General features: G+C 63.0%; 24 protein-coding genes. 12 read left to right on the top strand and 12 right to left on the bottom strand.

Annotated elements, in window-relative coordinates; genetic code table 11:
• The 4 genes from ACVILL_RS36420 to ACVILL_RS36435 are packed head-to-tail and all read right to left on the bottom strand — an operon-like array spanning position 1 to position 5,435.
• Positions 1-531 (bottom strand): DUF3341 domain-containing protein, encoded by a 531-nt coding sequence (locus ACVILL_RS36420; protein WP_456733441.1) that lies wholly within the window; start codon positions 529-531, stop codon positions 1-3.
• The gene (gene nrfD, locus ACVILL_RS36425; protein WP_456733442.1) at positions 524-1,879 is read right to left on the bottom strand and encodes an NrfD/PsrC family molybdoenzyme membrane anchor subunit; all 1,356 of its coding nucleotides are present in this window, start codon (positions 1,877-1,879) and stop codon (positions 524-526) included. The genes ACVILL_RS36420 and nrfD overlap by 8 nt, the downstream gene beginning before the upstream one ends.
• Positions 1,876-4,782, bottom strand: coding sequence for a TAT-variant-translocated molybdopterin oxidoreductase (locus tag ACVILL_RS36430; protein WP_456733443.1), 2,907 nt, complete (start codon positions 4,780-4,782; stop codon positions 1,876-1,878). Before ACVILL_RS36430 ends, nrfD begins: the two co-directional genes overlap by 4 nt.
• The gene (locus ACVILL_RS36435; protein ID WP_456733444.1) at positions 4,779-5,435 is read right to left on the bottom strand and encodes a cytochrome c3 family protein; all 657 of its coding nucleotides are present in this window, start codon (positions 5,433-5,435) and stop codon (positions 4,779-4,781) included. Before ACVILL_RS36435 ends, ACVILL_RS36430 begins: the two co-directional genes overlap by 4 nt.
• A 126-nt stretch (positions 5,436-5,561) precedes the next feature.
• Between ACVILL_RS36435 and ACVILL_RS36440 the strand changes: the two genes are divergently transcribed.
• From ACVILL_RS36440 to ACVILL_RS36460, 5 genes are all read left to right on the top strand, one after another.
• A complete protein-coding gene (locus ACVILL_RS36440; protein ID WP_429021958.1) occupies positions 5,562-5,906 on the top strand; it encodes a hypothetical protein in 345 nt (114 codons plus the stop codon).
• A gap of 76 nt (positions 5,907-5,982) precedes the next feature.
• A complete protein-coding gene (coxB, locus tag ACVILL_RS36445) occupies positions 5,983-6,885 on the top strand; it encodes a cytochrome c oxidase subunit II (RefSeq protein WP_456733445.1) in 903 nt (300 codons plus the stop codon).
• The gene (gene ctaD, locus ACVILL_RS36450) at positions 6,882-8,489 is read left to right on the top strand and encodes a cytochrome c oxidase subunit I (RefSeq protein ID WP_456733446.1); all 1,608 of its coding nucleotides are present in this window, start codon (positions 6,882-6,884) and stop codon (positions 8,487-8,489) included. Before coxB ends, ctaD begins: the two co-directional genes overlap by 4 nt.
• Positions 8,482-9,129 carry a cytochrome c oxidase subunit 3 gene (locus tag ACVILL_RS36455; protein WP_456733447.1) on the top strand — a complete coding sequence of 216 codons (648 nt, stop codon included), beginning with the start codon at positions 8,482-8,484 and terminating at the stop codon, positions 9,127-9,129. The genes ctaD and ACVILL_RS36455 overlap by 8 nt, the downstream gene beginning before the upstream one ends.
• Entirely contained in the window at positions 9,126-9,401 is a 276-nt protein-coding gene (locus ACVILL_RS36460; RefSeq protein ID WP_456733448.1) for a cytochrome C oxidase subunit IV family protein, read from the top strand. The genes ACVILL_RS36455 and ACVILL_RS36460 overlap by 4 nt, the downstream gene beginning before the upstream one ends.
• Position 9,402: 1 nt before the next feature.
• On the opposite strand, the gene ACVILL_RS36465 is transcribed toward ACVILL_RS36460, so the two are convergent.
• From ACVILL_RS36465 to ACVILL_RS36490, 6 genes are all read right to left on the bottom strand, one after another.
• Entirely contained in the window at positions 9,403-10,632 is a 1,230-nt protein-coding gene (locus ACVILL_RS36465; protein ID WP_456733449.1) for a c-type cytochrome, read from the bottom strand.
• Complete coding sequence (locus ACVILL_RS36470) at positions 10,625-12,403, bottom strand: GMC family oxidoreductase (protein ID WP_456733450.1); 1,779 nt, start codon at positions 12,401-12,403, stop codon at positions 10,625-10,627. Before ACVILL_RS36470 ends, ACVILL_RS36465 begins: the two co-directional genes overlap by 8 nt.
• A 10-nt stretch (positions 12,404-12,413) precedes the next feature.
• Positions 12,414-13,100 (bottom strand): gluconate 2-dehydrogenase subunit 3 family protein, encoded by a 687-nt coding sequence (locus tag ACVILL_RS36475; RefSeq protein ID WP_429021942.1) that lies wholly within the window; start codon positions 13,098-13,100, stop codon positions 12,414-12,416.
• Positions 13,101-13,271: 171 nt separating this feature from the next.
• Positions 13,272-13,880 carry a cysteine hydrolase family protein gene (locus ACVILL_RS36480; protein WP_429021939.1) on the bottom strand — a complete coding sequence of 203 codons (609 nt, stop codon included), beginning with the start codon at positions 13,878-13,880 and terminating at the stop codon, positions 13,272-13,274.
• A gap of 3 nt (positions 13,881-13,883) precedes the next feature.
• Positions 13,884-14,444, bottom strand: a complete 561-nt coding sequence (locus ACVILL_RS36485; RefSeq protein WP_456733451.1) for a phosphatase PAP2 family protein — start codon at positions 14,442-14,444, stop codon at positions 13,884-13,886.
• 116 nt (positions 14,445-14,560) lie between these two features.
• Entirely contained in the window at positions 14,561-14,764 is a 204-nt protein-coding gene (locus ACVILL_RS36490; protein WP_456733452.1) for a CsbD family protein, read from the bottom strand.
• Between the two features lie 176 nt (positions 14,765-14,940).
• On the opposite strand from ACVILL_RS36490, the gene ACVILL_RS36495 reads away from it, so the two are divergent.
• From ACVILL_RS36495 to ACVILL_RS36505, 3 genes are all read left to right on the top strand, one after another.
• The gene (locus tag ACVILL_RS36495; protein WP_456733453.1) at positions 14,941-15,429 is read left to right on the top strand and encodes a YciE/YciF ferroxidase family protein; all 489 of its coding nucleotides are present in this window, start codon (positions 14,941-14,943) and stop codon (positions 15,427-15,429) included.
• Positions 15,430-15,440: 11 nt separating this feature from the next.
• On the top strand, positions 15,441-15,977 hold the full coding sequence (locus ACVILL_RS36500; protein ID WP_456733454.1) for a DUF4142 domain-containing protein: 537 nt from the start codon (positions 15,441-15,443) through the stop codon (positions 15,975-15,977).
• A gap of 169 nt (positions 15,978-16,146) precedes the next feature.
• Entirely contained in the window at positions 16,147-17,280 is a 1,134-nt protein-coding gene (locus ACVILL_RS36505; RefSeq protein WP_456733455.1) for an MFS transporter, read from the top strand.
• A 20-nt stretch (positions 17,281-17,300) separates the two neighbouring features.
• Here the strand turns inward: ACVILL_RS36505 and ACVILL_RS36510 are convergent, their stop codons facing one another.
• Positions 17,301-17,693 (bottom strand): VOC family protein, encoded by a 393-nt coding sequence (locus ACVILL_RS36510; RefSeq protein ID WP_429021928.1) that lies wholly within the window; start codon positions 17,691-17,693, stop codon positions 17,301-17,303.
• A gap of 173 nt (positions 17,694-17,866) precedes the next feature.
• Between ACVILL_RS36510 and ACVILL_RS36515 the strand changes: the two genes are divergently transcribed.
• From ACVILL_RS36515 to ACVILL_RS36530, 4 genes are all read left to right on the top strand, one after another.
• Positions 17,867-19,654, top strand: coding sequence for a thiamine pyrophosphate-requiring protein (locus tag ACVILL_RS36515; RefSeq protein WP_456733456.1), 1,788 nt, complete (start codon positions 17,867-17,869; stop codon positions 19,652-19,654).
• Positions 19,655-19,817: 163 nt separating this feature from the next.
• Positions 19,818-20,570, top strand: a complete 753-nt coding sequence (locus ACVILL_RS36520; RefSeq protein ID WP_456733457.1) for a DUF72 domain-containing protein — start codon at positions 19,818-19,820, stop codon at positions 20,568-20,570.
• 152 nt (positions 20,571-20,722) lie between these two features.
• A complete protein-coding gene (locus tag ACVILL_RS36525) occupies positions 20,723-21,430 on the top strand; it encodes an MgtC/SapB family protein (protein WP_456733458.1) in 708 nt (235 codons plus the stop codon).
• 77 nt (positions 21,431-21,507) lie between these two features.
• The gene (locus tag ACVILL_RS36530) at positions 21,508-21,939 is read left to right on the top strand and encodes a CBS domain-containing protein (protein ID WP_456733459.1); all 432 of its coding nucleotides are present in this window, start codon (positions 21,508-21,510) and stop codon (positions 21,937-21,939) included.
• Positions 21,940-22,154: 215 nt separating this feature from the next.
• Here the strand turns inward: ACVILL_RS36530 and ACVILL_RS36535 are convergent, their stop codons facing one another.
• On the bottom strand, positions 22,155-22,310 hold the full coding sequence (locus ACVILL_RS36535; RefSeq protein ID WP_456733460.1) for a hypothetical protein: 156 nt from the start codon (positions 22,308-22,310) through the stop codon (positions 22,155-22,157).
• Between the last annotated feature and the right edge of the window lie 3 nt (positions 22,311-22,313).

Consider the following 22,313-nt stretch of genomic DNA (forward strand, 5'->3'; position numbering starts at 1 on the left):
TCATGGCGGCACGCGCTCCACCGAGGAGGCGCCCACGCCGACCAGGAACGCCGCCGTCTCTCGGTCGTCGAACATCGGATCCTCGCTTTTGACGCAAAGGAAGAAGCGATCCTTGCTGGCGAGGTGGAAGCGCGGCGCTGCGAAAACGGGATAGTTGAGCCGCGGCAGACCGTTCTGCCAGAGCATGGCGACCGCCATAGCAAGCGCGGAGAACAGGATGGTCAGCTCGAACGTAATCACGGCGAACGCCGACAGCGCGTAGACCGGCCGGCCGCCGACATTCAGCGGATAGTCGTAGTTGACGAACATCTGCATCAGGAGGGCCATGCCCGCTCCTGCAAAAGCTCCAATCAAACCGACCAGGGAGATCCATGGACGCTGAAGCTTCAGGATGCGCGCCAGTCCCTCGACGGGGAATGGCGTGAACGCGTCGATGTCACGGTAGCCGGCCGCACGCGCCTGGCGTGCGGCAGCCAACAATGCTTCCGGGCTATTGAACTCTCCAAGCATTCCATAGGTGCGCTCAGCCATGCTGCGCCTCCCGCTTTTCCTCATGGAGAAGCTCCTTGGTCTCGAAGATCGAGATCATGGGGACGAGGCGCACCGCGATCAGGAACGGCACCAGGAACAGGCCGATCGTGCCGAGATAAGTCGACCAGTCCCAGAAGGTCGGCGTGAACTTGCTCCACGACGACACCAGGAAGTCACGATAGAGGCTGGTGACGAGGATCATATCCCGCTCAAGCCACATCCCGATCGCAACCGAGATCGATATCAGCAGGAGCGCCCAGCCGGAGCGCCGCACGCCCCTCCACCACAGCGCCTGCAACGGCACGAAGTTGAAGAGCACTGCACCCCAATAGGTCCAGGCGTAGACGCCGGCGACACGGTCGATCAGCGTTCGTATCTCATGCGCCTCACCGGAATAAAGCGCGTCGAACACCTCGAACACGTAGCCATAGGCCGTCATCAGCCCTGTCGCCAACAGGACCTTGCCGAGCACGTCGAGATGATCGTCGGTGACGAGATTGCGCAGCCCGAACCAGGAGCGCAGCGCGACGGCGATGATCGCGACCACGGCGAATCCGGAGAATGCCGCACCGAGCACGAAATAGGGCGGAAAGATCGTCGAGTGCCATCCGGGGATCTGCCCGGATGCGAACAGCAGCGACACCTCGCTATGCACGGACACGACCAGCGGCACGGCGAGCGCAGCGGTCACCCGATAGGCCTGCGACCAGCGCAGCCAGTGCACCGCCGAGCCGCGCCAGCCAAGCGAGGTGATGCCGAAGAAGATCTGCCAGCCGCGCCTGGTTGCGCGGTCGCGCGCCGCGGCAAGATCCGGAATCAGCCCGGTGTACCAGAACACCAGGGAGACCGTGAGATAGGTCAGCACCGCCCAGATGTCCCACTCCAGCGGGCTGCGAAACTGCGGCCAGACGCCCATCGTCGCAGGATAGGGAAACATCCAGTAGACATACCAGGGTCGGCCGAGGTGCAGGATCGGGTAGATGCCGGCGCAGATCACGGCGAACAGCGTCATGGTCTCGGCGAAACGGTTGAGCGAGTTGCGCCATTCGCTGCCGGTTAACAGCAGCAGCGCCGAGATCAGCGTCCCGGCATGACCGATCCCGAGCCACCAGACGTAATTGTGGATTGCAAATGCCCAGTTGACGGGAATGTTGATGCCCCAGATCCCGACGCCGCGGGTGAACAGCTCGGTGACCGAGATCATCAGCAGCAACAACAGCGCACTCGCGAAGGCCATCGCGATCACCCAGCGGCGCTGCGCCGGGAAGTGCAGCGGAATGCCGGTGAGCTGGTCGGCGATGCCGCCCATGCTCTGCCGCCTCGGCAGGATATCGGAGTGATCGCTCATCCCTGTCCGCTCCCCGACCCGTCATCGCGCCAGCGCGCCAGATAGGTGGTGCGCGGCCGTGTCCCGAGCTCCTCCAGCAGGACGTAGTGTCGGCCGTCGCGCTTCAGCCGCGCCACCTCGGAATTGGGATCCTTGATGTCGCCGAACACGATCGCCTTGGTCGGACAGGCTTGCTGACAGGCGGTCACGACCTCGCCGTCGCGCAGCGGCCGGCTCTCCTTGTCGGCGACGACGCGGGCCGCCTCGATCCGCTGGACGCAATAGGTGCACTTCTCCATCACACCGCGCGAGCGTACGGTCACTTCGGGATTGTGCGCCGCCTGCGTCGGGGACTCGAAAGGCGCCCGGTAGTCGAAGAAATTGAAGCGCCGCACCTTGTAGGGGCAGTAGCTCGAGCAGGTCCGGGTGCCGATGCAGCGATTGTAGACCATCTGGTTGAGCCCTTCCGGGCTGTGCGTGGTCGCATGCACCGGGCATCCCATCTCGCATGGCGCGTCCTCGCAATGCATGCAGGGCACCGGCTGGAAGAAACTCCTGGGCTCCTCGATGCTGCCGTCATAGTAGCGGGCGATCCGCAGCCAGTGCATCTCGCGGCCGACCTTGACCTGATCGGCCCCCACGACCGGAACGTTGTTCTCAGCCGTACAGGCGGCGACGCAGGCATTGCAACCGATACAGGCATCAAGATCGATCACCATGCCCCAGGCGTTCTCCGATGACGCCCATTTCGGATAGAAGCTCGCCTGCTCGGACGATGCCGGTCTCGCGGCCTCACCGGGGGTTAGCTCTCGAACGAAATTAAAGCTTTCCATGCGGTGATGGAGCTGCGTGACCGCGAGCGCTTCGCTACCGCCGATCTTGCGCAGGCTGCCCTTGGCGAGCCACGGCCGGTCCGGCGGCCGCACGTGGTAAGCATCATAACCAAGACCGTCACCGACCCGCCCCGCCCGTGTCCGGCCATAGCCGAGATAGAGCGCGACCGTGTTGCCGGCCTGTCCCGGCATGATCCAGACCGGACCTGTGACGCTGCGATCGCCAATCCCCACCTCCACGTGATCGCCGTTGGCGACCGCGATGCGTTTCGCCAGATGAGGGGCGACCGCGACGACATTGCTCCAGGTGACTGTCGTCAACGGCTTCGGCAGCTCCTGCAGCCAGCCGATATTGGCGAATTGACCATCCCATACGGTCGGATCGGGTCGGAACGCAACGTCGATTTCGTCAAGCATTGGCGGTGCGGCGACGGCTCCGCTGACGGGCTTTGCGTCCACAAAGGCGGCAGCGCCCTCAATGAAACCATCGTTGAGTGCTTGTTTCCAGCGCGTCGAAAACGCGTCGCCGAATGCGGCCTGCCAAGTCGCGCGCACGGCGGCATCGGACGTGGGATCGATCTCGCCGAGCAGCATCGCGAGGATCTGATGAACGGTCCTCACGTCATAGAACGGCGCGATCAAAGGCTGGATGATCGTGGCCGTTCCGTCAACCGCTCGCGCGTCGCTCCAGCTCTCAAGCGCATGCGCGAGCGGAAGTTGCCACTCGCAGATCGCGCCGGTCTCGTCGCGCTGCAGACCGAGATGAAGCGATGTCCGCACGCGCTGTAATGCTTCCGCCGCCTTGAGTTCGCCAGGGGCGCTGTACGCCGCGTTGCAGTCGATCACGATCACGGAATGAACTTGTCCCGCGTTGGTGTCGGAGACCAGTTCTGCAAGCGTCCCCGCACACGCCGGGCCGGCGATCGGGTCGGTGAATTTCAGCGTCCGTCCGGCATTGCCAAGGGCGTCATTGATCCGCGCGCTCCAGATCGCAGCCGCCTCGCCGCCGACCGCGCCGGCGACGACCAAAGATTTACCGCGCGCCTTGTCGCAGGCATTAGTTACGCGCTTGATCCAATCGCGCTCACGCTCCGCGAGTTCTCCCGTGGCAGCGCCGGAAACGCCTAACGCATTTGCCAGCGCTTCCGCTAGAACGGGCATGCGCGACGCATCTGCGATCAGCCGGTTGCCCGCCACCGCGCCGGTGGCCGTCGGCGCGCATTCCGCCATGAACAGGCGATTGCCCGGACGATCGGCAAAGCGATGCCGGGAGGCTGCCCAGGCACGTGCATTACGCACCTGATCGAGGCCTGGGCCGAGAATGTCATCGTCGAGGCTGACAATGACGTCGCACTGCTCGAATGCGTAATGCAGATCCAACGGCTTGCCATACGCCGCGCCGGCAAGTTGCTGCTGCGCGGCAGCCTCCGTGGGAGCATGGAGATGAACGCGAGCCTTGGGAAACTGCTTCAGCAGCGCATCCAGCTGTCGCAACAATGTCGGCGACGTGATCGGGCCGACCAGCAGCCGCAGTCCCTCGCCTCCATCCCGGCCCCATCCCTCGCGGAGCACGCCGATTGCCGCGACCACGTCCTTCCAGCTCACGGGTTCGCCGCGGCGAGTCGGTGCGCGGGCACGGTCGGGATCGTAGAGTCCAAGTACCGCGCTCTGCATGAAGGCGTCGCTACGGCCACCTGTGACCGGGTGCTCGGGATTGCCGTCCAGCTTGGTCGGGCGCCCCGAATAGGTCGTCGCTATCACCGGCTGCGCATGTCCGTCGAACACGACCGCGGTGGCGTAGATGCGTGGGGTTCCGATCGTCGCGTCGTCGGGTTGGTCGACATAGGGCAACGCCGCCACGAACGGGCTCTTCTCGCAGCCGGCAAGCCCGGCAAGCGCGAAAGACGCCCCCATCAGCTTGAGAAACTGGCGCCGGGCGGTCGGCGAAAACTGCTGCGCGGCCGGATATTCGGCATCGACGAAGGCCTGGAACGCTGGATCGTCAGACAGTTCCTCGATAGCCGACCATTGGCGTGGTCCGCCTTGCGGCGGCACCACGTGATTATTGAACCGTCGAAGGTCGCGCTTCATCGGTGACACACGGTGCAATGGGTGAGCTCGCCGAAGCGGATCTTTTCGTGCACGGCGATCGCCTCGCCTTTGGCGCGCGCGTCGGCCGGCGGCGTCCACGCCATGTCAGTGATGTGCTCCGGTGGCCGCAGCCTCGGTGCGGGGTCGCGATGACAATCCAGACAGAACTCCATGGTGAACGGCTTGGCGCGATAGGTCAGCGCCATCTGGTCGATGCGGCCGTGACAGATTTCGCAGCCGACGCCCTTGGCGATGTGAATGTCATGGCGGAAATAGACGTAGTCCGGCAGCTTCGCGACGCGGGTCCATTGGATCGGTGTGTGGCGAGCAAGGCTTTGTCTGACCGGTTCCAGCATCGCCGCATTGGTCCAGATCTGCGAGTGGCAGGTCATGCACGTTTCCGTCGGAGGCAAGCCGGCCTGCGGGCCCTTTTCGACGTCGCTGTGGCAGTAGCGGCAATCGATCCCAAGTTCGCCCGCATGGTGACGATGGCTGAACGGCACCGGCTGCTGCGGGCGGACATCGGTCGAGGTCATGTAGGCGGACCGCGCAAAACCGATGATGCCAACCGTGCCACCGGCCATCAGCGAAAGACTTCCAACGAGGAACAACCGAATCCACGTATCGGCGGCGGGTGAAAAGAGCTGAGCCATCCGGGCCGACCAGCTGGCGGGTAACCTGATCGTCAATCTCGCCTCAGCCGATTGGTTCCTAGCGGAGGAACACCGGGACCTGTTCCGCATTGACTATGGGCGCAAGGACCCGGGAACACGGCTCAGATGAGCGGCTTCGACTTCGAGCGGTCGGACATCGCAACCAATGCCATCGCCTGGATCGCAGCCGGTCTTGGCGCCTTCGTGTTGATCGTTCCGCTCGCAATGCCGCTGATCTTTCCGCAATCGTTGCACTACGCCAGCCCCGTTGCGCGACCGGCGCTGAGCTCGAACGCTCCACCGCTGGAAGTCGCACCGTCTGAAGAACTTGCACGTGCGCAGCGCGACGATGCCGAGATCATCGGCACCTATGGCTGGGTCGATCGCGACCACGGAATCGTGCGCGTGCCGGTCAAGCGCGCCACCGAACTACTGCTGCGAAAGGGCCTGCCAGGATGGCCCACCCCGTGAATCGCGATCTCTCCGCCAAGCCATCGGCAGTGGCCTGAGCATGTGGCGCCAGTGGATACCGTTCTGGCACCCCGGCGTGTCCCCGGAAGGCGGCGACGTCGATCTGCTGTTCGCCGGGCTCCTGATCGCCAGCGCGCTCGTGCTCGGTCTGCTATTCTTCCTGATGGCGCTGTTCTGCGTCCGTTATCGCGCCGGCAACGAGGTCGAGCGCGAGAACCACGAGGCCAAGAGCTGGCGCTGGGAGGTCAGCTGGACCACGGCCTCCCTGCTCTGCTTTCTTGCCCTGTTCGTCTGGGGGGCGAGCGTCTATTTCGAGATCTACCGCAGGCCACGCGACGAACTGACCGTTTTCGTGGTCGCCAAGCAGTGGATGTGGAAGGTCCAGCATGCCGGCGGTCAATCCGAGATCAATGCATTGCACATGCCGGTGGACCGTCCGATCCGGCTGGTGATGGCCTCGCAGGACGTCATTCACAGCTTCTTCATTCCCGCTCTCCGGCTGAAGCACGACGTGGTTCCCGGCCGCTATCAGGACCTCGAACTCACCGCACAGAAGACTGGGCACTATCATTTATTCTGCGCCGAATATTGCGGCACCGCGCATTCCGGAATGACCGGCGAGATCGTGGTGATGGAGGAAGCCGATTTTGCCAACTGGCTTGTGCAGCAGGCGCCGGCAAGTCCGCTCGCGGATGAAGGCGGGGCGCTTTTTCGCCAGCTCGGATGCAGCGGCTGCCACAGCGCGGGCAGCAAGATCCATGCACCGCTGCTGGAAGGCGTCTACGGCCGTCCGGTGCCGCTATCCGACGGCAGCACCGTGATCGCCGACGACAAGTACATCCGCGACTCCATTCTGTTGCCGCGCAGCCAGATCGCCGCGGGTTACGAGCCACTGATGCCGTCCTTCGAGGGCAAGGTCACCGAGGATCAGCTGCTTCGCCTGATCCTGTACATCAAATCGCTGGGTCGACAGCCATGACGGAAGCAGATTACCTCAACGCCAACTACACCCTTCGTTCGTGGTTCCTCACAACCGACCACAAGCGGATCGCGATCCTCTATTTCGCAAGCCTCACGCTGTTCTTCTTCATCGGCGGCGCGGCGGCGTCCGCGATGCGGATCGAGCTCGCCACGCCGCAGGCCGACCTCGTCAGCGACGACATCTACAACCGCCTGTTCACCATGCACGGCATCATCATGGTGTGGTTCTTCCTGATTCCTTCGATCCCCAACACCCTCGGCAATTTCATCGTGCCGTTGATGATCGGCGCGCGCGACCTCGCCTTCCCGCGACTCAATCTGCTGAGCTGGTACATTTTCATGCTTGGCGGCAGCGTGACGCTGTTTGCGATCCTGGCTGGCGGCATCGACACCGGCTGGACTTTCTACACCCCGTTCTCGACGCTCTATTCCAACAGCTACGTCATGGTCGCCGCCGCAGGCGTCTTCATCGCGGGCTTCTCGTCGATCCTGACCGGATTGAACTTCATCGTCACCATTCACCGGCTGCGTGCGCCGGGACTGACCTGGTACCGGCTGCCGCTGTTCATCTGGTCGCTCTACGCGACCTCGGTGATCCTCGTTCTTGCCACGCCGGTGCTGGCGATCACCCTGGTGCTGATCGCGGTCGAGCGCTTCTTCGGCGTCGGCTTCTTCGACCCGCTGATCGGCGGCGATCCGCTATTGTTCCAACACCTGTTCTGGTTCTACTCACACCCGGCGGTCTACATCATGATCCTGCCCGGCATGGGCGTCATCAATGAGCTGATCTCCTGCTACTCGCGCAAGCAGGTGTTCGGCTACAAATTCGTGGCCTGGGCGAGCCTTGCGATCGCTGCGCTCGGCTTCCTGGTCTGGGGTCACCACATGTTCGTCACCGGACAGTCCCTGCTCGCGAGCCTCGTGTTCTCTTTCATGAGCTTCGTCGTTGCAGTGCCCTCCGCGATCAAGGTGTTCAACTGGACCGCTACCTTGCACAAGGGATCACTGCGGTTCGACGCGCCGATGCTTTACGCACTGGCCTTCATCGGGCTGTTCACGATCGGCGGGCTGACCGGCCTGTTTCTTGCCTGCCTTGCCTTCGACGTGCACGCCACCGACACCTATTTCGTGGTCGCGCATTTCCATTACATCATGGTTGGCGGCATGGTCACCGCCTATTTCGGCGGGCTGCATTACTGGTGGCCGAAGATCACCGGCCGGCTCTATTCGGAATACTGGGCGCGGGCCGCCGCGATCCTGATCTTCCTCGGCTTCAATCTGACATTCTTCCCGCAATTCGTGCTCGGCGCCGAGGGCATGCCGCGGCGCTACCACGTCTATCCGCCAGAATTCCAGTTGTGGGATGTACTGTCGTCGGGCGGCGCCACCATCCTGGCCGCCGCCTACCTGCTACCGCTGTTCTATCTGGGCTATTCCGTGTTCTTTGGCGCCCGCGCACCGGCCAATCCCTGGAACGCGCCGGGGCTCGAATGGCAGACTTCGTCGCCGCCGCCCGAGCACAATTTCGACGTCCAGCCCGTCGTGACACGCGCGCCCTATCAATATTCGCGCAAATTCGAGGCGGAGCCGCAGAATGCCTGATAGTTCCGCCGTCGCCCCGCAATTCGCCTCGATCGCCCATCGCGATGATGAGACCGCCGAGCTTGGCATGTGGGTCTTCATCGCCACTGAAGTGCTGCTGTTCGGCGGTCTGCTGCTCGCCTATTTCGTCTACCGGCACGCCTACCCGCAGGGCTTTGCGACCGGCAGCCGGCACACCGAGATCGTGATCGGCACGGCCAACACCGCGATCCTGCTCACCTCCAGCTTCCTGGTCGCCTGGGCCGTCGAAATCTTCGCGGTGGAAACGCGCAGATTGACGGCCTGGCTTCTCACCGGCGCAATCTGCCTCGGGCTTGTCTTCCTCGTGCTGAAGGGCGTCGAATATCACGGCGAGTATGAGGAACAACTCGTACCGGGCATCAATTTCGGGTTCACCGGCGCCCTCGCCAACGGCGTGCAATTGTTCTTCATCTTCTACTTCATCGCGACCGCAATCCACGCCCTTCACATAATCATCGGGATCGGCCTGTTGGCGGTGCTGGCATTGCTCTGCCGCAGCGCCGCTTCGACACGGCACCGTGCAGCGCTGCACAGCGCAGCTCTGTATTGGCATTTCGTCGACGTCGTCTGGATCTTCCTGTTCGCACTGATCTACCTGCCGGGAAGGTCGGCCTCATGACCCAACGGCGCCCATCGCTTCCGTTGATCGCGGCCTGGCTTGGCCTGCTGGGCTTGCTCGCACTGACCGTAACGGTGGCCTATGTGCCGCTCGGCGCGGGCAACGCCGTCGTGGCGCTCGGCATCGGCATCATCAAGGCGGCGCTGGTCGCCGCGATCTTCATGGAGCTGCGGCATCGCGATGCACTGACCTTGCTGTTTGCCGGCGCCGGATTGTTCTGGCTCGGCATCCTGCTCTGGCTCGGCCTGATGGATTTTATGACCCGCACGTGAATCAGTTTGTCCTAGCGTGGAGTGCCGCTCGCTCCGTCCTGACCTGCTCCTCGCTGACCGCTGGACCCTTGCCCCAATGATTGCGGACATAGCTGGCGACGGCAGCGACCTGCGCGTCGTTGAGCTGCCAGGCGAACGCCGGCATCGCCGGGCCTGTCGGCTCCTGATCGGTGGCGACGCTCTGTGCGCCCTGCAGGATCACCCGCAACACCGTCGTCGGGTCGCCGGTATCGACCGTAGCTGCGCGCGAGAGATTGGGGATCAGGTTCGGGACACCGGTCCCGTCCGATTTGTGACAGGCCGAGCAGAGGTCCTGGTAGATCGCGCCGCCGGCAGCGAGCACCTTCTGGTCGGCCGAGCTATTCGCCGCAGCCTTTGGTCCGGTGACATCCTTCAGATACGTCGCCATCGCCTTGACGTCGGCGTCAGTCAGCTTCGACGTCGAGAGATCGACGACCTCACCCATCAGGCCTGCGGCCGCCGCGAACCGATTGTGGCCGGTCTTGAGATATCGCGCGAGATCGTCTGTCGACCACGACGCGAGCGGTCCCTCTCCGCTGGTGATGTCGGGCGCCACCCAGCCCTGCAGCGTGTAGCCCTGCAAGCTCGCTGACGCCTTGTCGCCGCCGAGGAATGTCTTGGGCGTATGGCAGGCACCGCAATGGCCCGGTCCCTGCACCAGATACGCGCCGCGATTCCACTCCGCGGATTTGTCGCGATTGGCGTGAAACTCGCCCGGCGAAAAGTAGAGCTTGTCCCAGGCCAACATCGCCATCCTGATGTTCAGCGGAAATGGCAGCTTGTTGGAAGCCACGGCGTTGTGCACTGGCGCGATCGTCGAAAGATAGGCGCGGATATCCTTGGTGTCCTGGCGCGACATCCGCGTGAAGTAAGGGTAGGGCATCGCCGGATACAGCCGCTTGCCGTCCCGGCGGATGCCCTGTCGCACGGCCGCGTCGAACTCCTCATCGCTCCAGGCGCCGATCCCGGTATCGCGATCGGGCGTGATGTTCGGCGCGACCAGCACGCCGAACGGCGTCTCGATCGGCCGTCCGCCGGCGAAGGGATGCTCGCCGCCCGGCACCGTGTGGCAGCTGCCGCAATCAGCAGCGTTGGCCAGGTAGCGGCCGCGCTCGACCGCCGCGAAGTCCTGCAGACCCGCGCTGACAGCCGCCCCGCCGCTTGCGACGAGCGCGGCAACCATCAGCGCGAGCAGCTCGCCTCTAACCATTGATCAGCTGTCCCGGGTGCTTGAGATATTTTCCGCGGATCGCATCCGCGGCCCAATAGGCCAGCGCCGCGACCGTGCCGGTCGGATTGTAGCCGGCGTTCTGCGGAAAGGCGCTTGCGCCCAGCACGAACAGGTTCGGCACCTCCCAACTCTGCAGATAGCGGTTGAGCGCGCAGGTCGCGGGATCGGTGCCCATGACCGCACCGCCGCACAGATGCGTGGTCTGGTACTTCGTGATGTCGTAGGGCCCGTTGCGATATTCCTTGTGCACCTGCCGCGCGCCCATCGCCTGGAAGATCTCGGCGAACTTGTCGGTCAAGAACCTGTTCTGCTTGATCTCGTTGTCATGGAAATCCATGGTGATGCGCGCCAGCGGACGCCCGAACCGGTCCTTGTAGGTCGGATCGAGGTCGACATACACGTCGCGGTAGCTGTACATGCTGCCGTGCACGCCGGTGCCGGGCTTCAATGCACTCTGATAGTTCTCCTTGACCGCCTTCTTCCACTGTGCACCCCACAGCGGCGTTCCCGGCGGGATCGGCGTCGTTTCGATCGGCCGGCCGTTGGTCTGCACCTGCCCCATATAGCCGCCGCCGACGAAGCCATGCGGCCCGTGATCGAAATTGTCGCCATTGAATTCGTCGATGCACATCCCGATCGCTCCTGATGCGATGAAGGGATTGAAGACGAACTTGGCCGGGTCGAAGAAGCTGACGACGTCGGAGATCGTCTGATGGGTGAAGTTGCGGCCGATCACGCCAGTGTTGGCCTGCGGATCGTAGGGCTTGCCGATCCCGGACAGCAGGAGGAGCTGCACATTGAAGATCGTGTAGGCCGACAGCACAACCAGATCGGCCGGCTGTTCCCATTCGTTGCCGTCGGTATCTACGTAGGTGACGCCGGTCGCGCGCTTGCCGGAGCTGTCGAGGTCAATCCGTACCACCTCGCTGTTGTCCCGCGCCGAAAAATTCGGCTTGCGGATTAGCGCCGGCAGGATCGTGGTCTGTGGCGAGGCCTTGGAATAGTTGCCGCAGCCGAACCACTCGCAGAACCCGCAATAGGTGCAGGGCCCGAGGCGCACGCCGAGCGGGTTCTGGTAGGCACGCGACATGTTGCCCGACGGCTGGGGAAACGGCTTGTAGCCGAGGCCGCGGGCCGCTTTGGCAAACAGCGTGGGGCCGAATGGCTGATCCTGCGGCGGATTTGGATAAGGACTCGAGCGCGGTCCCTCGAAGGGATTGCCGCCTTCGATGATCTTGCCTTTGACATTGCCGGCCTGCCCCGATGTACCGCACAGATATTCGAACCTGTCGTAATGCGGCTCGAGTTCATCATAGGTGATGCCCCAGTCCTGGATCGTCATATCCTCGGGCAGGAAGTTCGCGCCGTAGCGTTCGGTCAGATGCGTGCGCAGCACGAAATCCGAGGGCAGGAACCGCCAGGTCTCCGCATTCCAGTGCACGCCGCCGCCACCGACACCATTCGGCGGCATGAACGCGCCCCAGCTGCGGATCGGCAGCGCCGTCTGGCTCATCTTGTTGCGGAAGGTGAAAGTGGTTTGGTCCGGACGGAGAAACAGCTCGTGACGGATCCGGTAGCGCAGTTCGTCCGCGGCGTAACCCGGCGGGAAATCGGTCGCGGTGTTGCGCCACGGGCCGCGCTCGATGGCGATCACGTCAAGCCCGGCGCTCGCGAGTTCGTAGGCCATGATCGAACCGGTCCACCCCAGACCGACAATCACGACGTCCTTGCGCGGCAGCTTGCGGGCCATTGGCTGGTGCTCACGATTTTGCAGGGGTCCAGTCGGCGCGGCCGGCGATGCTGACCGGTGGATAGGGATAGCGTTCGTTGTGCCGCTGCACCCAATCGCGGTAGTCGTAGCGAATGCCGGGGAAGCCGATCATCTTCCAGCCAACCATGTCGCGGTTGCCGCCATGGATCGGATCCGAGAAGAAGCCTTCCGGAACGTCCTTCAACAGCGCATCGAAAAACCCCTGTGCTTCGACGCCGTCGAATTTGGCCTCGCCGGCCTCGACCTTCTTGAGCACCACGTCCTGCTCGTCGGCGCTCAACTCGGCAAATGGCTTGTCGCTGTGGTTCGAGCGGCAGAAGGCGTCGAGGCCGGCAAGCCCCTTTCGATAAAGCTCTGCATGCGAGATCGGCGATTGGGGCCCCTGCTCTTTGGTGCCCTTGATGTAGGGACCGAGCGTGTACAGACCCTCATTGACGCCGTACGCGCCCTTGAGCTGCCGATCGATAAACACGGCACACCCGGCGTCCTTGCCGCCTGGCGTCTCGGGGTCAGGAGGGATGATCCGGTCGACGATCGCTTCCATCGCGCGCGCCTCGTCCGCCGTGAAGAACTGCCAGGGACCCAGCCGCTCGATCTCCGGCGTCGAGGTCGGGTATGGAGCCCACGGCATATGATCGTGGATCAGGGCCGCTCGGCTCAGCGATGTCGTGCTCACCAAGGAGACTGCAAGCGAAAGCAGGAATGATCGACGCCGCATGGGAAACCTATCGCCCCCTTCCCGGCAACGTGCGTCGCTTGCAGTGGTTCCTATGGCGCGGCTGTCTCAGGGTGATGCCTTCGAACCATGCGAGTCGCGGGGGCCCAGGCGTCGACCGCGCGCCCGACCTCAGTCGTCGAGCCTCCACATCCGCAGGATATCGGTTGTGGACGTCACCTCGATCTGGAGGCTGAATCGTTCGGCATAAAGCCGCAACAGCGCGTCGTGGCTCCGATCGGATGAGCTGCACAGCGCGTCCTCGGCCACGATCACGCGATAGCCGATATCGACCGCTGCGAGCACGGTAGCGAGTACGCACACGTCGGTCTCGCCACCGGAGACAATGATCGTATCCACTCCAAGCGTATGCAAATGGGCATGCAGGCGGCCATTGCCGAATGCGTTGTAGACTTGTCGGTCGACAACGGCAGCCGGCGGGACATAGGCGGCGAGTGCCGGCACGAGCTCAAGCAGCCCCGGATCGAGCTGCTCGCGGGTGACGCATTCCCATTTCTCATAATAGGCACGCCATATCCCACGCGCGTCATGCTTGGAGCGCGGAGGAATGAAGCGGGTGAACACGGCACGTTCAGGTGCATGTCGTGCCAATTCGACGATCCACGGCAGCACGCGGTTCATCCAAGGCGTTGCCCACGGTGCGCCAGGCTCGAATAGCCGCTGCATGTCGATGCAGAGATGCACCGCATGCGGACCTGGTTGGCTGTGAAGCTGCCCCATCGATCACACTCGCTTGCGGCGGCCATACCCGGTGGCGCGCCGGATCAGCCGCTCGAGCACCACCCCGATCGCCGACCCCACGACGACATCACTCGCCCAGTGCGCCAGCAGCAGCACGCGCGTCGATATCAGGCACGCTCCGAGCACTCGAACCATTCGGCGCTGTCCCTCCGGAAGCTGGCTCGCGGCCGAGCTGATGGCGCCGACCTGAATGGCGTGGCCGGACGGGAACGCATCCTTCGCCTTTCCGGAGATGGGAATGCCATGCAGATGCCCGAGAACGGTGAGCCGGTCCGGCCGCTCCTGGTCGAAGGCTGATTTGAGCAGATGTGGAACGAGCGACGCGGCCAGCGCCGTGATCAGAAGATGGTCGCTCGCCAAGCGCTGCGGCTCGGGTTTCCGGCGGCACCACAACCACCACCCAAGTGTAAGGGCACAAACGACGTGCTCGTCAGCCACCCATGTCAGGATCGAGGCGGCACGCTCGGCCGGCGGCGTCGTGTTGCGCGAGATGGCGCGTGAAATCGCGATATCAGGCTTGGTCGGTCGGACCGTGATCGGCATTGATATCCACGGCTGAAGCGACAACAGCATTTTCCAACGTCTCGTATCGGCGTCCGTTCCAAACCCGCGCCAAGCAAAAGGCCCCGCCAAGGGCGGGGCCTGCTGCGCGGTCTCGCTTACCATTTCTGGCGGCCGTACCAGTCGTTCACTTCCTTCGCGGCCTGGTCCTTGGCATAACCGTAGCGTTGCTGCAGACGGCCCTCGAGCTGATCTTGCTTGCCCGCGATCACGTCGAGGTCGTCGTCGGTGAGCTTGCCCCATTGCTCCTTGACCTTGCCCCTCATCTGCTTCCAGTTGCCTTCGACACGATTCCAGTCCATCGCGATTCTCCGTTTGAACGGTGAGACCGTCCAACAGATGCGCAGACGCTTCGTTCCTTGATAGCCTTGCGGCAAAGCTGCGCAGCCGCCGGTGACCTACGTGCATCGCAGATAGGAACGAGGAGCCGGAGCGCAGGTTGTGGGTGCATATCAACCCGCAGTTACGGAGCAACCCGATGCCGGAGAAAGACCTCAGTGCCCTCTTCCTCGATACCCTCAAGGACATCTACTACGCTGAAAAGCAGATCCTCAAGGCGCTCCCGCGCATGGCCAGGGCCGCCGGCTCCGACCAGCTGCGTGCCGCTTTCGAGAAACATCATGACGAGACCGAAGGCCAGATCGATCGGCTCGAGCAGATCTTCGATTTGATGGGCAAGCCGGCGCGCGGCAAGAAGTGCGACGCTATCGAGGGTATCCTCGACGAAGGCAAGGAGATCATGGAGGAGTATGCCGACACGCCGGCGCTCGATCCCGGCCTGGTCTCCGCGGCCCAGGCGGTCGAGCATTACGAGATCGCCCGCTACGGCACGCTGAAGGCATGGGCGGCCCGGCTCAGCATGAAGGACGCCGTCAAGCTGATCGACGAGACCCTGGCCGAGGAAAAGAAAACGGACGAAACGCTGACCAAGCTCGCCGTCAGCGCCATCAACGCCGAAGCGGCCTGAGGAGACGCGCGATGAAGGAAACCGTTCTGGCAATTGCCATCAGCTGTGTGCTGGCTTCGCCCGCACTAGCCCAATCGGTGAGTGAGAAGACCGGCGTTAATTCCGTACTTGGAGTCGCGCCGAAGACCGAGGACTTTATCAAGGAGGCCGCAACCAGCGACATGCTGGAGATCGAGGCGGCCAAGATCGCCCAGCAGAAAGGCAATGCGGCGGAGAAGAAATTCGCCGATCAGATGGTGACTGACCATACCAAGACCAGTACAGAGCTTAAGGCGATGGTCAGCGGCGAGATGAAGTCGGCGCTGCCGACCGGGCTGGACGACAGTTCCCGGAAGAAGCTCGACGTCCTGCGCAACACCAAGGTAGACGATTTCGCCAGCGAATACGATCCGATGCAGATCAGCGCCCACAAGGACGCGGTCTCGCTGTTCGAACGCTACGCCAAGGGCGGCGACGATCCGAAGCTGAAGGATTGGGCCGGCAAGACACTGCCGGCACTGCAGCACCATCTCGCAATGGCGCAGGACCTCGACAGGGACCGAAAGTAGCCATCGACCGCCGGCAGCCGCCGATCCGGCTGCCGGGCCTGGAACGAACGGTCCGATCGTGGATGGCCCGCTAATCCGGCTTTATGAGGCAATTCGAATGGCGCATTTCGCCGCCGTGCGCAACCATCGGTTGGAACTTCGGAACACAGCTGCACTAACCGCGGTCGGGATGCTGCTTGCCACGGCCTTCGGCCTCAGCACCCTGATCACGCCGCTGTACCTGATCTATCAGAAGGCATTTGGCTTCTCGCAGATCACCCTGACACTGATCTATGCGGTCTATGCGATCGGCAATATCGCAGCGTTGCTGCTGTTCGGCCGCGCCTCCGACCGCGCCGGCCGGCGGGCCACGGCACTATCAGCGATCGCGGTCCTGATCGGCGCAGCCTTGGTGTTCCTGTTCGCCCGCGGTACCACCTGGCTCTATGCCGGCCGCATCCTCAGCGGTCTCGGCATCGGGCTTGCCAGCGGCACCGGCAATGCCTGGCTCGCCGAGCTGGTCGGCGAAGCCGACAAGGGACGCGCGGCCATCATCGGCACCAGCACCAATTTCCTTGGTCTCGGTGTCGCGGCGGTGCTGTCGGGGCTGCTCGCGCAATATGCGCCATGGCCGCTGCAGCTGTCGTTTGTGGTCTATCTAGTTATCGCGTGCGCGGTCGCCGGGCTGATCTGGTTCACCCGGGAAACCGTGCAACATCCGGATCGTGGGCAGATCGAGATTCAACCGAAACTGGCTTTGCCGCGTAAGATCCAAGCCCAATTCGTAGCTCCTGCCATCACCGGCTTCGGCTTGATGGCACTGGTCGGCTTCTATGCCTCGTTGATGCCGTCGATCCTGTTGCACGACCTTCGCATCGAAAACCGTGCCGCCGGCGGAGCGCTGCTGTTCGAGCTCGCCCTCGTTGTCGCGCTGGTCATCGTAGCGACGCAGATGCTCGCCAGTCGAACCTCGATGCTGTGGTCGCTGGCGCTGATGATCCCCGCAGCCGCGGCAATCGTCGTCGCGCAGGTTTCGGCGTCTCTTTGGGTCATGCTGGCGGCGACGATTGTCGTCGCCGTGTCCACCGGACTCGGCTATCGCGGCAGCCTCCAGGTGGTCAACCAGATCGCACCTTCGGATCAGCGCGCCGCGGTCGTATCGACCTATTTCGTCTGCTGCTTCATCGGCAACGCGCTGCCGGTGATTGGCGTCGGCGTGCTGTCGAGCCTCACCAACACGACGGTCGCCGACATCGCGTTTGCCTGCACGATTGCAGCGTTCGCGGCGATCGCGCTGACCTTCGGCCTGCTCTATCAGCGTTGATCCGCTGCGATTGCGATCCGTTAGGGATTCCAGCCGCCACTGCCATAAGGACGCGTTATGATTTCGAGCAGATGACCGTTCAACTCCTCGAAGTAGAGTCCGCGTCCGCCATCGTGGTCGTTGATCTCGCTGGCTCTCTGTTGACCGGGATCCGCCCAGTAAGGCAGCTTCCGCTCACCAATGCGTTTGAAGATCGCGTCGAAGTCATCTTCGCTGACGAGGAAGGCGTAATGCTGACGCGAGAAGTCGGCTTGGGTGTCCTTATAATCAAGGTTAGCGCCGTTGGCGGTCGTCACCATCTGGAAGGGTCCCCAATGCCGTGGCGCCGGCAACCCCAACATCTCGGCCAGGAAAATAGCCGAGGCCTTGCTGTCGCGCGCCGACAGGATCGTGTGATTGAACTCAATCGCCATGATGCTCGCCCCGTGGCTTGCTCGGCACGTATGCCCGACGCGTTTGAACTCGAACGCCGCTTTGGACCGCGTGTTCCTATAGCGCGACCGAACCCGCATCGCCCGGCACATTGGAACACCTCGCGGGCCAGGCGGTTCAGGATTGCAAGCGCAACCTTATCCAGCGAGTTTCCATGCCCCAGACCGTCAGCGATTTCGTCGTCCGCCGTCTCCATGACTGGGGTGTGCGGCACATTTTCGGCTATCCCGGCGATGGCATCAACGGTGTGTTCGGCGCGCTCAATCGAGCAAAAGGCGATATCGAGTTCATCCAAGCGCGTCACGAGGAAATGGCCGCGTTCATGGCATCGGCCTACGCAAAGTTCTCCGGACGTCTCGGGGTATGCATCGCGACCTCCGGCCCGGGTGCCTCGCATCTCACCACCGGCCTCTATGACGCGCTGCTGGATCACCAGCCCGTGCTCGCGCTCGTTGGTCAGCAGGCGCGCAACGCGCTGGGTGGCCAGTATCAGCAGGAGCTCGACCTGGTCTCAATGTTCAAGGACGTCGCCAGCGCCTATGTCGCCCAAGCCTCCTCGCCGGCGCAGGTTCGGCATCTGATCGACCGCGCCGCGCGTATCGCGCTGGCGCGACGTACCGTGACTGCCGTCATCCTTCCCAACGACCTTCAGGAGGAGCCTTACGACGACCCGCCCCGCGCCCATGGCACGCTGCGCTCCGGCATCGGCTACGCTCGCCCGCGTGTCGTCCCGCACGAGGCCGACCTCGACCGCGCCGCCGAGGTTCTCAACGCCGGCAAAAAGGTCGCCATGCTGGTCGGCGCCGGCGCGCTTGGTGCGACCAACGAGGTAATCGCAATCGCGGATCGGCTATCGGCAGGGTGTGCAAAGGCGCTGCTTGGCAAGGCCGTGTTGCCAGACGATCTCCCCTGGGTCACCGGCTCGATCGGGCTGCTTGGCACCGAGCCGAGCTATGACCTCATGATGGAATGCGACACGTTGCTGATGGTAGGCTCCGCCTTCCCTTACGCCGAATTCCTGCCGAAGGAGGGCAGCGCCCGCGGCGTTCAGATCGATATCGACGCCAGCATGCTGTCGATCCGCTTTCCGATGGAGGTTGGTCTGGTCGGCGATGCCGCCGAGGCGCTGCATGCTTTGCTTCCAAGGCTGAAGCAGAAGCCCGCGGACGGCTGGCGCAACTCGATCGAGAACAACGTTCGTGAATGGTGGAAGACGCTCGAGGATCGCGCCCGGCAGCCCGCCAAGCCGGTCAATCCGCAGCGCGTCACGTGGGAGTTGTCGCCCCGGATTCCTGACCGCGCCATCATCACCAGTGACTCCGGCTCCTGCGCCAACTGGTTCGCGCGGGACCTCAAGATGCGACGCGGCATCAATGCCTCGCTCTCCGGCGGCCTGGCATCGATGGGAGCAGCCGTCCCCTACGCGATCGCCGCCAAATATGCCGATCCCGACCGTCCGGTGATCGCACTGGTCGGCGACGGCGCGATGCAGATGAACAACATGGCCGAGTTGATCACGGTCGCAAAATACTGGCGACAGTGGAAGGATCATCGCTGGATCGTCTGCGTGTTCAACAACGAGGATCTCAACCAGGTGACCTGGGAGCAAAGGATCATCAACGCTGATCCGAAGTTCGATGCATCGCAGCGCATCCCTAACGTCTCCTATTCGCGGTTCGCCGAGATGATCGGGCTACGCGGCATTTTTGTCGATCGGCCTGACCTCGTTGGACCGGCCTGGGATCAGGCATTGGAGAGCAATGTCCCCGTGGTTCTGGAGGTGAAGACCGATCCGGAGGTGCCACCGCTCCCGCCACACATCACGCTGGAGCAGGCCAAGAACTTCTCCATTGCCTTGGCTAAGGGCGACCCCAATGAGGTTGGCGTGATTCGTGGCGCCGCCCGGCAGGTGCTGGAGACCATCCTTCCAGGCAAGGAGTAGACGGTCTCTGAACCATTCGCCGCGAACGAAGGCAACGCCCGTTTCTGGCGCTCGACCGCCGCTCGATGGCCGGCTGGAAAGGCTTGGCTGGCAAGCCGGCCTGTGACGCGGCGCGGGTTGCGGCGGCGTGAAAGACAGTTTGATCCAAAGCTCGGACCACTGCATGGCGCGCGTATTGATTGGCACATCCGGCTGGCACTATCCGTCCTGGCGCGGTCCGTTCTTTCCCAAGGGATTGCCGCTCAAGCGACAACTCAACTACTACGCGAGCCAGTTCCACACCACGGAGCTCAATGGCGTCTTTTATCGCACGCCGACGGAAGAGGCGGTGAGAGCTTGGCGGGATGCGACCGAGAAGGATTTCGTGTTCGCCTGGAAGGCATCGAAATTCATCACGCACTGGAAGCGTCTCTCCGGGAATTCGGTCAACAGTCTCGAATTGCTGGAAGACCGCCTGTCGCTGCTGCGCGACAAGGCCGGTCCGGTCCTGTTTCAGCTGCCGCCGAATTTTTCAGTCGATGCCGACCGGCTGGCGTCGTTCCTCAAGCTGCTGAAGGGACGGCGACGCTATGCCTTCGAGTTTCGTCACCCGAGCTGGTACGAGACGCGCATCCTGAAGATGCTGGCGGCGCGCAATATCGCGCTCTGCATTTCCGATCACCACGACGCGCCCGCGCCCTGGAAACGCACAGCTGATTTTGTCTATGTCCGCGGCCACGGTCCGGGCGGCCGATACCGCGGCCACTACAAGCCGGCCGAGCTCCTGGATTGGGCAAGGCGCATCCGCAGCTGGAAGCGGCATGGATGTGACGTCTACGTCTATTTCGATAATGATCAGAAGAGCGCGGCGCCAGCCGACGCCAAGATGCTTTGCAAGTTACTCGGATCGGCCGGTCCGCGTCCGAGCGGGCCATAGGAACCAATATTTGCGTCCGGCATTGGCTCTCGAGAAAATGGAACCGATGCGATGCCGTACGATACGCAGAAATCCACTGTCCTGAACCGCACGCTCAAGCGGCCGGGCAAGGCCCCCTGCTCCATCCACGCATCTTAGGCCCGGAGCGGGACATGCCGCTTCATCCAACCTGGACCGACATCGCCATCCGCCTCGCTTTGACAGTTCTCGCCAGCGCCATCATCGGGTTTGACCGTGGTGCCCGCGGACATGCCGCGGGCCTGCGAACCACGATCCTGGTTGGCCTCGCCGCCTCTCTCTCGATGATCCAGGCCAATCTGCTTCTCACCCTCGAAGGGAAGGATTCGGGCTCTTTCGCGGTCATGGACCTGATGCGGCTCCCGCTGGGGATCTTGACGGGTGTCGGCTTCATTGGCGGCGGCACGATCCTCAAGAAGGGCGACCTCGTCACCGGCGTGACCACTGCTGCTACACTCTGGCTGATCACCGTGATCGGCCTTTGTCTCGGCGGTGGCCAGCTCGCGCTGGGCTGCGTCGCGACCGCCATTGGGGTCGTCACCCTCTCGATCCTCAAATGGGTTGACGTGAATATCCCGCGACGCCACCGCGCGGCCCTCACCGTGAGCTGCGAAGCCAACTTCGACGTGATCGACGCGCTGCCGGCATTGATCAAGCCGCTGCACTACAAGGGCCGATTCCAGGAACAGCGACGCCACGATGGCTCGGTCAACGCAGAATATCTCTTTGAGATTTCGTGGCGACGTCCGGAAAACGCCGCTCCGCCGGTCGATCTGCTGCGTGTTGTCGAGAAACACTTTGTCGTCAGGTCGTTCGAGTTGACCACCGAGAACGGCAGGTAGCACGGCATAAAGTTAGGAACGACGATCCTGCCCGCCTCGTTGGGCCGTTGAAAAACCAGCCAAATGGAGAGGCGATCATGAAGATATCCGACGCGATGACACCGGAGGTCCAGCTGTGCACGCCCGACGACACGCTCCGCGACGTCGCCGAAGCCATGGGAACGCTGGGGGTTGGCATGCTGCCGGTTGCCAACAATGATCGCCTGGTCGGGATGATTACGGATCGCGACATCGCGGTTCGTGGCATCGGCATGGGCCGAGGGCCGGAGTCACGGATCGGCGACATCATGACCACCGAGGTGAAATATTGTTTCGAGGATCAGGAGATCGAAGATATCGCCCAAAACATGGGGGCGATCCAAGTTCGCCGCCTGCCCGTGCTGGATCGGGACAAGCGCCTCGTCGGCATCATTGCACTTGGGGATATCGCCCAGATCCAGCCGAACGATGGCACGGGCGCGGCTCTGAGCCAGATCTCAAGACCGACGACCCAACACGCGCAACTCTAGATTCCGGATTTGCGCCGCTTCGCGTGGCTTCTGCCCCCGGAGCGGGCGCGGAAGGTGAGCCAATGGCCGACTACGTACCGTGGATCGCGATTGCCGCTGCGATCATCGCGCTGATCGTCATTGTGCTGCTCTGGCGCGCCAACTATGTCAGCTCAGATTGAGTTGAGCTGACCAGACCGGCCTTAGCCAAGACGGCCACGGCCTGCGCACGGGCATCACGTCTCGTTCCGCTCGTATCGCTTGCGAACGATCTCATCACCTCTCTGCACCGCCCGCCTATTGCGGAAGTGATGTTGCAGCACCGCGAAAATCAAGGCAGTCAGGAGTATGAGCGCTCCGATGCCGTAGATAATTTCCAAGCCCATATCCATCGG

It is taken from the genome of Bradyrhizobium sp. USDA 3364 (assembly GCF_054056355.1).